The organism is Hamadaea sp. NPDC050747 (assembly GCF_040654195.1).
Taxonomy (GTDB): domain Bacteria; phylum Actinomycetota; class Actinomycetes; order Mycobacteriales; family Micromonosporaceae; genus Hamadaea.
In genome coordinates this window covers 226,037-239,953 of the sequence record NZ_JBFAHM010000011.1, presented here as the reverse complement: position 1 = coordinate 239,953, position 13,917 = coordinate 226,037, and the positions used below count along the sequence as shown (strand labels likewise).

At 67.4% G+C, this 13,917-nt stretch carries 13 protein-coding genes; 3 read left to right on the top strand and 10 right to left on the bottom strand.

Annotation, left to right across the window (positions count from 1 at the left end; genetic code table 11):
* Window positions 1-111 precede the first annotated feature (111 nt).
* The 7 genes from AB0H43_RS26665 to AB0H43_RS26635 all read right to left on the bottom strand — a co-directional run bounded on the left by AB0H43_RS26665 (window position 112) and on the right by AB0H43_RS26635 (window position 5,092).
* Complete coding sequence (locus AB0H43_RS26665) at window positions 112-1,107, bottom strand: tyrosinase family protein (protein WP_360003543.1); 996 nt, start codon at window positions 1,105-1,107, stop codon at window positions 112-114.
* A complete protein-coding gene (locus AB0H43_RS26660; RefSeq protein WP_360003541.1) occupies window positions 1,104-1,613 on the bottom strand; it encodes a hypothetical protein in 510 nt (169 codons plus the stop codon). Before AB0H43_RS26660 ends, AB0H43_RS26665 begins: the two co-directional genes overlap by 4 nt.
* A 301-nt stretch (window positions 1,614-1,914) precedes the next feature.
* A complete protein-coding gene (locus tag AB0H43_RS26655) occupies window positions 1,915-2,187 on the bottom strand; it encodes a (2Fe-2S) ferredoxin domain-containing protein (RefSeq protein WP_360003539.1) in 273 nt (90 codons plus the stop codon).
* 412 nt (window positions 2,188-2,599) lie between these two features.
* Entirely contained in the window at window positions 2,600-3,592 is a 993-nt protein-coding gene (locus tag AB0H43_RS26650) for an NlpC/P60 family protein (protein WP_360003537.1), read from the bottom strand.
* A 47-nt stretch (window positions 3,593-3,639) separates the two neighbouring features.
* Window positions 3,640-4,071 carry a DUF2752 domain-containing protein gene (locus tag AB0H43_RS26645; RefSeq protein WP_360003535.1) on the bottom strand — a complete coding sequence of 144 codons (432 nt, stop codon included), beginning with the start codon at window positions 4,069-4,071 and terminating at the stop codon, window positions 3,640-3,642.
* Window positions 4,068-4,613: a DUF305 domain-containing protein gene (locus AB0H43_RS26640; protein WP_360003534.1), complete on the bottom strand. Its 546-nt coding sequence runs from the start codon at window positions 4,611-4,613 to the stop codon at window positions 4,068-4,070. The genes AB0H43_RS26645 and AB0H43_RS26640 overlap by 4 nt, the downstream gene beginning before the upstream one ends.
* Before the next feature lie 68 nt (window positions 4,614-4,681).
* Complete coding sequence (locus AB0H43_RS26635) at window positions 4,682-5,092, bottom strand: hypothetical protein (protein WP_360003532.1); 411 nt, start codon at window positions 5,090-5,092, stop codon at window positions 4,682-4,684.
* Window positions 5,093-5,728: 636 nt separating this feature from the next.
* On the opposite strand from AB0H43_RS26635, the gene AB0H43_RS26630 reads away from it, so the two are divergent.
* Window positions 5,729-6,649: a DUF3152 domain-containing protein gene (locus tag AB0H43_RS26630; RefSeq protein ID WP_360003530.1), complete on the top strand. Its 921-nt coding sequence runs from the start codon at window positions 5,729-5,731 to the stop codon at window positions 6,647-6,649.
* Between the two features lie 185 nt (window positions 6,650-6,834).
* Here the strand turns inward: AB0H43_RS26630 and AB0H43_RS26625 are convergent, their stop codons facing one another.
* Window positions 6,835-7,134 carry a hypothetical protein gene (locus AB0H43_RS26625; protein WP_360003529.1) on the bottom strand — a complete coding sequence of 100 codons (300 nt, stop codon included), beginning with the start codon at window positions 7,132-7,134 and terminating at the stop codon, window positions 6,835-6,837.
* Window positions 7,135-7,828: 694 nt separating this feature from the next.
* Entirely contained in the window at window positions 7,829-8,956 is a 1,128-nt protein-coding gene (locus AB0H43_RS26620; protein WP_360003527.1) for a peptidoglycan DD-metalloendopeptidase family protein, read from the bottom strand.
* Window positions 8,957-9,673: 717 nt separating this feature from the next.
* Between AB0H43_RS26620 and AB0H43_RS26615 the strand changes: the two genes are divergently transcribed.
* Window positions 9,674-10,846 (top strand): hypothetical protein, encoded by a 1,173-nt coding sequence (locus tag AB0H43_RS26615; protein ID WP_360003526.1) that lies wholly within the window; start codon window positions 9,674-9,676, stop codon window positions 10,844-10,846.
* A 135-nt stretch (window positions 10,847-10,981) separates the two neighbouring features.
* On the opposite strand, the gene AB0H43_RS26610 is transcribed toward AB0H43_RS26615, so the two are convergent.
* Window positions 10,982-12,664 (bottom strand): glycosyl hydrolase family 28-related protein, encoded by a 1,683-nt coding sequence (locus AB0H43_RS26610; RefSeq protein WP_360003524.1) that lies wholly within the window; start codon window positions 12,662-12,664, stop codon window positions 10,982-10,984.
* A gap of 169 nt (window positions 12,665-12,833) precedes the next feature.
* Here AB0H43_RS26610 and AB0H43_RS26605 point away from each other — a divergent pair, with 169 nt between their 5' ends.
* Window positions 12,834-13,913, top strand: coding sequence for a LacI family DNA-binding transcriptional regulator (locus tag AB0H43_RS26605; RefSeq protein ID WP_360003523.1), 1,080 nt, complete (start codon window positions 12,834-12,836; stop codon window positions 13,911-13,913).
* The last annotated feature ends 4 nt before the right edge of the window (window positions 13,914-13,917 follow it).

The window sequence follows — 13,917 nt, the reverse complement described above, 5'->3', positions numbered from 1 at the left end:
CAGTGAGTGTTCCGACCGCGTTCCGCACCGATACCCAAGGCCTGAAACCTCTTGCAGGCTTCAGGGCGGGCTCGCCCACCGCGTCGCCCGCCCTGCCGCATCCCTTCAGAATTAGCCGGGAAGTGTGTCGTAGCTGTACCAGTGACCCGCGTCGAGGACGTCGGCCGGGCGCAGCGGCTCGCCGAGCAACGTCACCATGGTGTCGTTCAGGCCTTGGCCGGTCGGGATCTGCTCGTCGCCGTCACCGGGCTGATACCGACGGCCGTTGCGGGCCAGCCACGCCTCCCACAACCGGTCCACGTTGCAGTGGTTGAGGTAGAACAGCGGATCGTTGGGCGAGGTGCCTGGTCCCATGTCGCCGCCGACCCAGACATGCACCCGGTTGTGCATCTGTGGCGCGGAGACCTGCCCGGGGCGGCGTGGATCGATCCAGCCCTCGACGCGGTTGCGGAACCCGTCGGCGCTCACATCCCACGGCAGGCTGTCGTAGCCCAGCCCGTCCTCCAGCGCGGCTTTGACGTCGTCGGCGACCGGCAGTCCGGGCACGTCCGGATCGGTTCCGGCGTTGCGCTGCAGGGGCCGCGGGGCGGCCGACCAGAGCTGGGTGCCGTGCCCGACGAGGCGTACGCGCATCGCCGCGAGTGGTCCAGTGCTCACGTCACCGCGTGCGTCGCCGAGCGCATGTGCACCCCAGAGGGAACTCGTCAGCTGCTGGTCGGCGGGCAGCCCGCCGTCTGCGGTCCAGTCCCAGTACGGCAGGCCCGCTTCGGCATCGCCGGTGATCCGCTGGATCTGCTGCTCCAGGCGCAGCAGGAACATGCGATGCCACGGCAGGAAGATCGGGCCGCCATGGGCCAGGTTGCGCATCGGCCGGGCGGGGCTGCTCGGCATCTGCATCGCGACGAAGTGCCACAGCACGAACAGATCCCAAGTGGTCAGCGGCTGGTCCACCCCATAGAGCCGAAATCCCGGGATCGCCGGAGACAGGATCTGGTTCAGCTGCGACGTCGTGTAGCCGGACTGCTCGGCGTTCAGCGCGACGACCCCAGCAAGGTACCGGTCACGAGCCTGCTCCGAGGTCTGAATGTTGGCGCGAACGGAAGTCACTGGTTAACCTCCCCGTGCTGGTGGCCCTCGCCCTGGTGGCCCTCGTGCTGGCCGGCCTGGTGCTGGTGATCCTGCCCTTCGTGCCCCTCGTGGTCGTGGTGACCCTCGCCGGTTTCGGCGCAGGCGCAGTTCTCGCCGTGCTCCCCGATCAGGCAGCCGAGGTCGTCCGCCGCCGGCGGCTGGGTGCCGAAGTAATCCAGGACCCGCTTGCACATGTCGATGGCCGACGGCAACGCGTACTGGGGCAGGCCGTGGTAGTGCACCGCGCCGTTGTCGAGGACCTCCAGGCCGCCCTGAAGCGGCTTGCCGTCGATCGTGATCGCGTAGGTGGTCTCGATGCGGATCTCATGCCCGTTGTGGACGGCGGTACGCACAGACGTCGACACCCCGTTCGTGCCGTGATCGTGGGCATGGGCCGCGCCCCCATGGGGCAGCCCGTATCCGCCGCTACGCAGCGGAGCGGTGAAGTCGGCGAGCGCGCCGCCTGAGTCCTCGACAGGCCTCAACTGGTCCTCCAGCGTCCGAAGTGGTTCGCGCCGCCCTCGGGCGTACGCGCAGAGCACTGTGACACCGGGCGTCAGTGGCGGCAACAAGCCGACGGCATTCCGACACCCGGGACGGACGACTGAGGTCAGCAGAACGGCTACGAAGACTCCGGGACATCTTCATCCGGCGATGGAACCGTATGTTCGGCCGCGGCATCCACGGGGTCATGACCAGCGCCGCTGGCCGCCCTCGTCGGGCTGTTCCCGATGGCCGAGGCATGCGACGGCGACCGGAGGGCCGCCCTGCCGTCGACGTCCAGGATTAGCGGACGGCGCGGGCTCGGCGATCGACAACATGCGCCGACAGCACGGACGGCATCGCCGCGACGCCCGGGCCACCGGCGCGCACCCAGTCCGCCACCGCCGCTGTCACCTCGCTGGACAACGCGTAACCGATCCAGGTCACCGACCCATCGGCGGCACGGCCCTGTCGCGACGGAATGATCACGATGTTGTTGCTGCTGTCGCAATGTCCGAGGCAGCCGCTGACACGCACCCGTGCGGCAGCACGCGCGAGCTCGGTCAGTGCGGCCACCTGCGCCGCGTGGTCGATGTCTGGGTGCTTGGACTCGGTCCCGCAACAGCAGCCCCGGCACACCACCACCTGACATGCAAGCGTTTCCTCCGGCTGCGGAGCCGGTACAGCAGGATCTGCGCAGACATGGCCGAGTACGGCCGCATACCGGGAGGGGGTATCCAGACTCGCCACCATACCCCCAGGGGGTGTAGACACCACAAGGAGCATGACGGTTCCGGACAACCGGCCGACCGACGGTGCGAAACCTCGTTCGGCTGTCCGGCAGCCTGCTCGATCGCGCCGGTCATCCGATGGCGACAGCCGTCGTGAGGCGGTCGACCAGGCGGATGACCGGCGCCTTCACCCGTTGGACTCGCTGGACACGTGCCCGTGCGCCCGTGCTCAAACTCGGCGCCGCAGCAGCTGGCTGTCACGCCGGCGGTCGGCGGTATCCGGCGATCGGCAGATACGGGCTGTCGATCTTCGCCATGCGCACGAAGTCTCCCGTGGTCGGGGCGTGCACCATCCACCCGCCGCCGACGTACAGCCCCATATGGTGCAGGTCGGAGAAGAAGAACACCAGATCACCGGGGCGCAGATCAGCCCGCGAGACGGGTTTGTTGTCCTCCCACTGCCACTTGGTGTAGTGGCGCAAGGTGACTCCGGCGGCTTTCCACGCGGTCAGCGTCAAGCCGGAGCAGTCGTAGCCGTCCGGGCCGGCCGCGCCCCAGATGTAGGGCTTGCCGATCAGTGAGCAGGCCTTTTTCGCCGCTGTTCCACCGGGTCCGCTCAGGTAGTCGACCGGGCAAGCGACCGGTTTGAACTTGCCGGTCGCGCCGGAGGTGCCGTAGACCTGCTGGCGTAGTTTCTGCAGGGCGGCGATCTGCTTTTCGATCGTCTTCTTCTGCGCCGCCAGCGCGGTGTCCTGGCTGGTCAGTTCGGCGACCAGCGTGTCGAGCTTGGCTTTGTCGCCGGCGTACCGGTCGCGCAGCACGACCACGCCGGCGATCTGATCCTGCTCGGTCTTGGCCAGCAGCTCCAGCGTGGTCATCTTCTCTGCGAACTCGGCCGGTGAGGGCGCCGACAGCAGGGCGTTCAGCCGCGAGACCTGTCCACCCATGTACATCGCGGCGGCGGCGTCATTCAGCTCGGCACCGGACAGCTGGATCTGCAACTCCAGGGGTGCCAGTCGTTTGCTGAGGGCGGCGGCCTTGGCGCGGTTCGCGGTGAGCTGGCTGTGCACCATGTTGTACTGCTCGATGATCGGCTCGAGTTTGTTCCAGGCGGCGTCGATCTGCCGCTCGAGCTCACTGACGCTGGGCGCGGCGACGGCCTGGCCGGTCATGCTCAGGCAGAGGCCGATCGCAGCCGCTGCGGCAACGACGAGTCGCAGGCCGCGCCGCACATGGATTCGGTTACGCATGGGGGGTTGGGATTCCTTCCGCAGGTCAGAGCGTTTGGGCGCACGGGCTACAGGCCGATGCCGGGTTGCATGTAGTCCAAGTGAAACCAGGCGAACGCGGGCAGGTTGCGCAGGATCGCGCCGTAGACGAGGAACGCGATGCCGTAGGCGGCATACATCCACCAGCGGATGCGAAGCCTCGGCAGGCCCGTCCGGCCGAAGGTCTGCCGGGCGGTCCACTCGATCAGCGCGTACAGCGCGAACGGGGTGCCGATCAGCGCAACGGCGTGCATCCGCGCGGCGTTGACCAGGTCGCCGTGTAGCAGGTACCAGACCATGCGGGTGCCACCACAGGTCGGGCCATTGCTGGCGAACAGCGAGTACCAGGTGCAGCCACCGAACGTGTCCGGCCGGTTGTCGGCCGGATTCGTCGCGAGGATGTAGCCGGCGGCCCCGGCCAGAGCCGCCCACGCGGCGACCGGGCTCAGTTTCAGTCTCATGGGCGGGCTTTCTGAGTGTCGAGGCGAGACAAAAGCAGCCGCAGCGCGGCGTTTTCGGCCGACAGGCCCGCGTCCACCGAGACCGCGATGCCGTGGGTCTGCGGCGACAAGGGCGCGGTCAACGCCTGCCGAGCGAATCGGATGGCGTCATCGTTGTGGCTGATCATCGTGGCGACCAGCGCCCGGTCGAACGCCGCTCCGCGTAGCTTCTCCAGGATGGTCAGGTGGTCATCGTCGGCCGAGGTGGGTGCAGTGGTGGGCTGCGGCCAGCCGGCCAGCAAGGTCACCATGGTCGTGCGCTGCAGCCGCTGCAGCCCGGCGGTCTGCGCGGCGAGGGTTCTGACTTCGGCGTCGTCCGCCTGGGCGTCGGCCAGCGTCAGGATGATCAGGTTGTGATCGTGGTACGCGACCATGGACTGCACGAACACGGTGTCAGGGTTCGGCGCGAACGTCGCCGTCGGCGGATCCGGGTCCGACGCGGCGCAGGCGGACAGCACGACGGAGGTGCCGAGCATCAGCCCGGCGATGAGGCGGGAAGACACGAAGGGACCTTTCGACAACCAGCAGCCAACAGATCCAACTCAATGGATATATGAGGGTGTGGTGGTGCCTATGTGCGGCAGATCCCCAGCTGCGACAGAGCCGGCGGGCGTGGCAGGAGGGACGCAACGGCTTCGGGCAGCGCCCTCAGTATCGGCAGCATGGCTCGCCAGCGACCGGGCTCGGCGAGCAGCAGCATGGCACCGCCGACGGCAGCCAGCACCGTCACGCACAGCCCGAACAGTTCGCCGGGAGTCGTGTGTCCATGCGTGTCGTTGTGCGCGCCAGGCGGGTGATCATGAGCGGCCGCGATCGGTGTCGGACCGATCAGAACGTCGTCGGCACAATGCCGATCACCGGCCAGAGCGAGCCCGGCCAACAGCAAGGTGACCAGCAGCAGCCGTAGCGGCCAAGCCGCTGGCGCTCGCCTGATCACCTGATGCACCGCGACAGGATACGCACACCGGCCCAGATAGCGCATCTCTACCAACGCATCCGCCCGACGGCGATCGACAACCTGTCCCCTACTTCACGGTCGCTGCCCGTGCGGCGACACCTACCCGGCCAGTTCCCCTGCCGCCATATCATTATGACCGCCGCCTGGCCCGAACTGACCTTGTGGGGCATCGGCCTGCCCCAACTCGGACCCGCCACCTACTCCTCGACGACGCAGTGACACATGCCGAGCCGAAGCTACGCTGCCGGCTGCCACAGGTGCGCCGGATCACCCGCACCGCAAACCCGCGTGCGCAACCTGACGTCCTGGCCCTGGGCGATCACCTCGTCTTGGCCTACACCCGCCTGGCCACGCTTCCACGACCGGTCAGCCGACCAGCAGAAACCCATCCCGCCGTCGCAGTCGTTGATCGAGCGAACGATCACATCGACATACGGCGGGATAATCAGCGTGCGCAAACGCCGCCCCCGGGGAGACCACGAATGACGATGTGAGACAGGGAGCCTATTGCCGCTGTCAGAGTGGCGACACGCCCGCATCAGCCCTTTACGTGAGTGCCGGGCCACGCGGGGTCGAGCATGGTCTCGGGCCGTCGCGCTGCTGATAGGGATCGGGTGGTAGCCTGCCGCGCGGATCGACAACGTACACGGGGAGGCACTTGTGCGGCGAGTCTGGTTGCCCGTGGTGACGGTGACGCTGCTGAGCGCATTGGTGGCGGGCTGTGGAAAGTCGCATCCGGCGGAGGTCGCCGCCCAGCCGACGTGGGCCGAGCCGACGCTGTCGGCCAGCGCTACGGAGGCAGCCAGCCCGTCCCCCTCCCCGAGCCCGTCGGCGAAACCGAGCGCGACGCGTAAGCCCACCCCGAAGCCGACCAAGACCTCCACCAAGATTGTGACGCCCGGTGGGGACATCCCGACCACCAAGGCGTCGCCGAGCCCGGTCAGTGACGGTGTGCCGACTCGCGGGGCCGGCACGTTCGCCATCGCAGGTGGGTCGACGGACGTGGTCGGCACGGGCACGACGCTGGTGAAGTATCAGGTCGAGGTGGAGCAGGGCATCAACTGGGGCACGATCACCCCCTGGACGCCGTCCAGTTTCGCCTCCACCGTCGACGCGATCATCGCCGCCGAGCGGGGCTGGACGGACTCCGGCGCGCACCCCGTCACCGATGCCGACGAGCAAATGACCGACGCGTCGTGGGCGTTCCGGCGAGTCAGCGACGGGACCTACAGCGTGCGTGTACGGCTGGCGACGCCGGATACCGTGGACAAACTATGCGGGTCGGCCGGTGTGCAGACGCAGGGCGTCTACTCGTGCCGGTACGGCAAGAACATTCTGATCAACCTTCGGCGCTGGCTGAAGGGCACGACCGGGTTCACCAATCTGCCGGTCTACCGCACCATGGTGATCAACCACGAGATGGGTCATTACCTGGGCTTCAACCACATGCTGTGCCCGGGCGCCGGACAGGTAGCGCCAGTGATGCAGACGCAGACGATCGCGCTCAACGGCTGCCTGCCCAACTCGCACCCCTTCACGGCTGAAGGCCAGTTCGTCATCGGTCCCTGGGCGCCGTCCTGACCGTCGTGCACACCTTCCCGAGCGCGCATCGCCGCCGGAGTGTCGCTGCGTCCCACGAGCGACAACTGAATCTCCCATCTTGAGGATGGGGACGGGACCGACATCCTCGCCAGGTGACCGCACTCATCGTCTCGACCTGCGGTAACGTCCGGGTGGGATGGAAGCCGCCCAACCGCACCGCCACGTCACGCGCTTGGCGACACGCTGGCTGCTTGCAGCCGGGCGACCATGGCCTCCAACTCGGCTCGCTTGCCTTCGTCGGCCACGAAACCCACGAACGGCCCGCCATCGAAGGACAACGTGAGCTGGACAAGGCGCTCCTTCTCCCCGCCGAAGAGCCGGGTGCGCCGCTCGATCTCGGCCCACTGAGCACCCCGGAACGAGGACGCCGGCACCTTGGTCTTCGACGCTCCGCCCCGGAGCTTCTCGAACCACTCGCCGTCCAGCACTAGGCGCTCGTTGCTCTGCCCGTCGACGAAAATCATGACGGGAGCGTACTGATCTGGCGTTCGCGAACGGCATCATCCGTCTGGGACCTTGTCCTGTAATAAGCGGGACAGTACTGTCCGACGCTCGTCCGGTGCAGGTGACGTGATAGTTGCGCCAGTGGGCCGATTGGCGAGCGCTGGTGCGGGCAAGCCAAGCAATCTGGATTACCTCTGTCAATTCGCTACGGGGTGATCTCGCCGATCCGGCGGGCTATACCAGCGCCGGCGAATCACCGTTGAAGGTCGGCGTGGCGTACGCGCTCGGTCGGCGAGGACGCCCAAGGAGGAGGCTGCGCGCATACTGCGACGACATGCCGAGTCACCGTGTGACGCGAAGGCGCCGGGCGCAGACCGGGATTGCGCGGTGCTCCCACCGCAACCCACGTGGCGCACTCGCGCTCATTGCCCTACTCGACCATTTCGCCATCAGAACGGCGACAACACGTACTGGGACTGCGAGGCCCGCGGTGTCGGAGTGTGTGCGAATTTCTGTAGCTTCCCTGTTTCGTCCTCGACCGCTCCGCTTCGATGGCTGCCGAGCTCACCGTACGCGGTAGCGGCGGTTGGCACGCGGTCGACGAATACACGGCGATGATCCATCGGCGCGCCGGGTTTGAGGACGATGGAGTGCCGATCCGCCGAACTGCTGGGCGGGCTCGTCCGCCCGCCCAGCAAGACGTGCGCTGCCGGGTCAGATGAGCTTCGCCAAAGCTGCCCAGGTGTTCGGGCCCGGGAGGCCGTCGATCGGGCCGGTGTAGCCGCCCAGGCGCGCCATGCGCTGCAGCGCGGCATAGGTGTTGATCCCGGGGACCCCGTCGATCGGTCCGGTGTAGCCGTGGCCGGTCAGCAACCGCTGTATGCCCTTCCACGAGTTAGCCCCCAGGACTCCGTCGATCGGGCCGGTGTAGCCGCCGAGCTTGGCCATGCGCTGGAACGCGGCATACGTATTGGTGCCGGGAAGGCCGTCGATCGGCCCTGTGTAGCCGAACCCGCGCAGGACGGTCTGGATGCCCTTCCACGAGTTGGGTCCGAGGGCGCCGTCGATCGGGCCGGTGTAGCCGCCTTTCTGGGCGAGCCGCTGCAGGGCAGCGTAGGTGTTGGTGCCGGGCGCTCCGTCGATCGGCCCGGTGTAGCCGTAGCCTCGGACGACCGTCTGTACTCCCTTCCAGGTGTTGACGCCGGGTACGCCGTCGACCGGGCCGGTGTAGCCGCCGGCCTGGCCGATCTCCTGGAGGATCTTGCCTTCCGGGACGGAGCTGGTGCCGCCACCGCCGAGATAGTTGAACGGATTTACCCGAACACCGTTGGGGTCGATCATGTGCCAGTGCACGTGCGGCCCGGTGGAGCTGCCTGATCCGTCGGCGCCGGCCGCGCCGCCTGACCATCCGACGACGGTGCCTTGTGCGACCGAGGTGCCGTTGGCGAACCGGAACTGCGACAGGTGCATGTACTGGCTGCGGAATCCCTCCGAGTGGTAGATCGTGACGGTGTGCCCGCCGGTGCCGTTGTACGGGATGTTCTGGATCGTGCCCGCGCCGCAGGCGGGCAGTCCGGTGCCCACGGCCATGCCGAAGTCGATGCCGCCCAGCGATCCGGCGTTGAGGTGGTCCTGCCAGGTCCCGGTGATCGGGTAGGCGCTGAACGGGTTGTAGATGGCCGGGACAGCGTGCGCGGCGGTGGGCAGCAACAGGCCGCCGAGCACCACGCCTCCGCCCACGACAGCGCCGCGCCGCAGCAGGTCTCGGCGGTTCAGCCCGGAAAGCCGGCTGCCGTCGTCGATATCGTCGCTGCAGCACGGGTGCACTTCTTCGTAGTTCATGTTTTCCTCCCGAGGTCTGGACGAGGTTGGAGAACGCCCGACATGTGTTCGGGCCCTGGGACTGCGTCGATCAGGCCGGTGTAGCCGCCGATCTGCGCCAACCGCTGCTCTGCGACGTGGGCGGCCGGCCGCCAGCCCTCAAGAGAAGGCGGACGCCCGCTTCTGATACGTCATCGGCCGTCCTTGGATTGCCAACGATCGCTGTCGGTACAGCACAGCCGACTGGGCATCGTCGGACAACCCAACGGATGCGCGGAATTTGACGCCAGCCGATGGCTATGCCGGATCCGGTAGACCGCAGCGGCAGACGCGGCGCCATCGCCCCGAGGTTTCGGATGGCCGATCCAAGGATGATCTTGCCGCCTGGTCCCGCCGATCGGAACCGACTCGGTGTCCAGCGCCTTGAAGCCGCATGAGCTATGGATGCTCACGTCGGGTCGTCACAGCGGTCGCTCCACTGCGCTCGGCCCCTCGGCAGTTGACGCGCTGGATCGCCCGCGACGTGTTCGCCGGCCGCGGCGACGGACCGCGGCGGCGATGGCTGGACGGTGTCGGGCGCAGAGTCGTCGATCGCCGTGCACCAGACATAGGACCGATATATCGATTAAGTGACAGATTTCACATTCATGTGAAGGCATCCGCCCCGGCATGTCACGGCGTTTCTACAGCGGCAAACGCTCAGCCGACCCCGGCTGACGCTATCCGAATGGAGAGCCGATGACGAAACACACACGGGTTTCCGTGGCACTCGCAGCCACGCTCGCGCTCGTCGCCACTTTCGGCACCAACGTCCAAGCCGACCCCGGCCAGCAGCTATTGACCACCGATCAGCAGATGAAGGTCACCGCACTGTCGGGAGACACATGGCAGGCCGTGCACAACGACCACCGGTTCGCCGGCATGTGGATCGACGACGGCGGCCGGGTCCACGTCTCCTACCAAGGAGACCCGAAGACGTCGGCGACCTCCGCCAGCGCACGAGCGCTGTCCAGCGAGACAGTCATCCACGGCCACGCGAAGTACACCTACGACGAACTGGTCGCCCGCCGCGACGCCGTCACCGGCAAGATCGCCGGACTCCGCAGCCAAGGCATACACATTGTGGAATGGGGTCCTGACGAGATCACCAACACGCTGCGCCTGGCGGTCGTCGACCCATCCCCCAGCACCGTGTCCATCCTCACCGCCGCCTTCGGAACCGACGTCGAGATCCAGGCCGTCGCAGAACCAGAAAAGGACTCGGCGTTCTCCCGCTGGGACGACTACTCCCCCTGGACCGCCGGTGGAGAGATCAACGACGGGAGCGGCTCCTGCACGTCGGGACCCGGCATCCTTCGCAACGGCACCCGTTACCTGCTGATGGCCGCACACTGCTTCGCCAATGGCGCATACGTCTACAACGGCAGCGAGTACGTCGGCAAGAAGAACTGGATCGACATCCGCGACGGCGGCACGGACACTGCCATCCTCACCGGCACCGGATCAGGGACGATGTTCACCAGCGACACGGCAATCACGACGATGTCCTCCACCCCGTGGACCTCGACCGTCGGCTCCTACGTCTGCTTCAACGGCGCCTACAGCGGCGAGCAGTGCGGTTCGTTGAAGGTGATCGCCACCAACTACTGCACGGACATCACAGGCAGACTGACCTGTGGAACCGCCACTGCCGGAAAGGACGGCGCGGCTCCGGCCGGCCACGGCGACAGCGGCGGACCCGTGCACATCGTCAGCCCGCGCTGGGCCTATGCCGGCACCATCGTCGGCGCAGCAAGCCCCCAGTTCGTCTGCCCACGAAACAGCCAAGGAGGCACCCGCTATTGCTCCTCCTGGGTCCGCTTCCAGATGATCGGACCAGCCCTTTCCTACTGGAACGCCTCACTGCTGTGACCTGACCAGCGGGCCGGTCGCCACGCGCATGGCGGACCGGCCCGCTCCCAGCGACAGTTGGGACATGGGCGCCGGGGGGCCTGCGGCGTCGCCGCCGGCCGGCTCGGCTCCCAGGACTGGCGTACTGCCTAGGTCCTATGTGTTCGGGATGGTGCCGGAGAGGCTGCCGTTCCAGAGGACCTGTGGCCCCTCGACAGTGGTCGGGCGGTTGGTGGAGGCGACCGTCACGCCGGAAACGAGGATCGTCCACGACCCGCTGCCAGTGATGTTCTCGAAGAACTGGGTGCCGTCGACGCGCCAGCCCCGCAGCGCGCACAACGTGGTACGCGTGGAGGTGATGCGGAAGTTGTGGTTGATCGTGCAGTCGAGCAATGTCCTCGCCTTGGCGTCGCCGCTGTAGATGCTGCCCACCTCATAGGCGGTGATGATGCACCGGGTGAGGTTGATCAGGGCAGTGCCGTTGATCAGGTAACTGCTGCGATAGACCGAGCCTGTGGTCTCGCTCGCCGGTCGCAGGTCCACGAAGGTGCAGTCGGTGAAGGTCGACGCGTCGGCCGCGAGGGTCGTGCCCGTCGCGGGGTCGATGCTGCCGTAGAAGTCGCAGCCGGAGTAATGGAATCGGGGCGCGTTGGTGTCGATCGCCCAGGTCGTGCCACCCCACATTCGGCAGTTGTCGAAGGTCATGTCACCGATGTCGGACACCGGCGAGAGCTTCGAAGCGGTGACCACGCCCGGGCCGGCGTTGTCGTAGAACTCGCAGTCGGTGAACTGCCCGTCGAAGCAGATACTGCCGCCTTCGGGCTCGATGTCGACCCCGGCCCCGGGCTTGGACGACAGCGCCAGCCCGTCGTCGACACCGCCGCCGTGGTTGATCGCACGTCCGGTGAAACGGAACTTGCAGCCGGTCGCGGTCAGCCCGCGGCCGCCCGTCCACGACAGACCCTGCCGGCCGTTGTACTCGGCGATCACATTGGTGAGCGTGTAGTCGGTCGGCGGATCGGCGAGGGTCAAGCCGCCGTATCCCAGCGCGATGCCGTCGAGGCCGTGGAACTTGCTGATCACCGAGTTGATCGTGACGTTGCGGCACTTCAGCAGCCGGATGCCGGTCGCCTTCAGCTGCCGGCCAGTGTCGCCCCAACTTCCGCCCAGCTTCAGGGCGACCGATCTGCCGTTGAGGACCAGCGAGGAGATCGTGATGTTGCTGCCGCCGACCACCTGGATCATGCGGCCGGCCTCGACCCCGTATCGGCTGCGCGGGCTGGTGCCCAGCTCGTCGACCGGGTTGCCTGGCACCTGTCCGGCGTCGTAGTTCGTCGCGGGAACGTATCCGCCGTACAGGAGTCCGTCGGCAAGTTTGATCGTCGCGCCGTGCCCGTTGATCTGCAGGAATTGCAGGCCGACCCGGGAGCCGATGTGGAAGATCGGCAGCGCGACCCGCCAGGCGTCGAGGTAGCCGGACGCGCCGAAGTTCTCGAGCAGGTCGGCACGTAGGTCGGCGGGGTCGATGTAGGGGCTTTGGGCGTCGATCCACGCGTCGACCTGGTCGGCGGGGATCTGCTTTCCGACCAGGTAGGTCCCGGCGGGGATGTTGAGTGTCGCGCCCCGATCGCTCGTCGCCGCGATCGCCCAGGCGGCGCGTTGAAAGGCCGCGGTGTCGTCGGCGACGCCGTCGCCGACCGCGCCGAAGTCCGTCTGGATGTCGAAGACGGGATACGTCTCCGCTGATGCACTCTGCGCCGTCAGTGCGACGGCCAGTGGGGCGAGTGCCGCGGCGCCGAGCAGCGTACGCCGAGACACCGGCCTGGAGGTCATGGACATCGAAATCCCCTCTCGTTCTCGGAGCGTGGCCCGAGGAGGCTGGATTGATTCCGGCCGATTATGCGCTTAATCACAGAGTGGCGCAAGCGGAGTGGCGAACGACTTGAGCGTCGAGTGTCGCAACGATGGCGTTGCCAGGCGGGCAGCCCGGAGGCGGTACGTTGACCGGATGGTGAGTAACCGGGGTCGCCGGCCGCGTCAGATCGACGTGGCCAAAGCGGCGAACGTGTCGACGGCGATCGTCTCCGCGGTGATCAGCAGCGCCAGCACCGGGACGATCCGGGTGAGCGAGGAGACCCGGCGCCGGGTGCTCAAGGCCGCCGAGGAGCTGGGATACGTTCCGAATGTGGCCGCCCGCAGTCTCGCCGGCGGGCGCAGCCACCTCATCGGCGCGTTCACGTATCAGCGGCTCTTTCCCCGGGACAGCCGCGACTTCTACTTCGAGTTCCTCCTCGGCATCGAGGAGGCGGCCGAGGACGCCGGCTACAACGTGCTGCTGTTCACCGGGGCCCGCGACGACACCGGCAAGCGCACCGTCTACCGCAGCGGATCCAACATGCTTCAGCTCGCCGACGGATCAATCATGGTCGGCGGGCAGGTCGACCCGGAAGAACTCGCCCGGTTGCACGCGGAGCGGTACCCGTTCGTCATGGTTGGGCGACGGGATTCCATCCCCGAGGGCGTCTCCTGGGTCGCGGCCGACTATCGATCCGGAACCGCGGAGGTGGTCCGGAACCTGTCCGGCCTAGGCCACCGCAGAATAGCCCTCGTCCGGGGCGTTCTAACGCATGAGACCGTCGAGGAGCGGCGGGCCGGATTCGCCGACGTCTTGCGCGAACCAGGCCAGCCCACCTCCGGGCTTCAGGTGCTGACCTACGACACCGCCGGAGGCGCCGACGCGAATCGGCCTCGCGCGCTGCTGTCGCTCGCGCGCCGCCGTAAGCTCACCGCCCTCGTGTTCGAGTCGAACTACCTCGCCGACCAGGTCCGCAGCGTCGCAGCAACCGCCGGTGTGGACATCCCCGGCCAGCTGAGCGTCGTCGCTCTCGGCGACTGGTCCGAGCGGGCTCCGGGCCAGCAAGTCGCACCCGGCCTGGCTCAGCTGATGTCGCCGTCGCGCCAGATCGGACGCGAGGCGGTGGCGATGTTGATCCGCCTGCTTGGCAGCAAGACCACCAGGACCGAGCATGTGATGATGCCGTGCACGATCGAGACCGGTAGCACGATCGCTCCGCCGCCTTCCTCTTGACGGT

Coding starts and splice junctions, on each gene's coding strand:
- AB0H43_RS26635 (WP_360003532.1), bottom strand. CDS start 5,092: ATGCGCTATCTGGGCCGGTGTGCGTATCCTGTCGCGGTGCATCAGGTG.
- AB0H43_RS26615 (WP_360003526.1), top strand. CDS start 9,674: ATGACGAAACACACACGGGTTTCCGTGGCACTCGCAGCCACGCTCGCG.
- AB0H43_RS26645 (WP_360003535.1), bottom strand. CDS start 4,071: ATGAGACTGAAACTGAGCCCGGTCGCCGCGTGGGCGGCTCTGGCCGGG.
- AB0H43_RS26625 (WP_360003529.1), bottom strand. CDS start 7,134: ATGATTTTCGTCGACGGGCAGAGCAACGAGCGCCTAGTGCTGGACGGC.
- AB0H43_RS26650 (WP_360003537.1), bottom strand. CDS start 3,592: ATGCGTAACCGAATCCATGTGCGGCGCGGCCTGCGACTCGTCGTTGCC.
- AB0H43_RS26605 (WP_360003523.1), top strand. CDS start 12,834: ATGGTGAGTAACCGGGGTCGCCGGCCGCGTCAGATCGACGTGGCCAAA.
- AB0H43_RS26610 (WP_360003524.1), bottom strand. CDS start 12,664: ATGTCCATGACCTCCAGGCCGGTGTCTCGGCGTACGCTGCTCGGCGCC.
- AB0H43_RS26620 (WP_360003527.1), bottom strand. CDS start 8,956: ATGAACTACGAAGAAGTGCACCCGTGCTGCAGCGACGATATCGACGAC.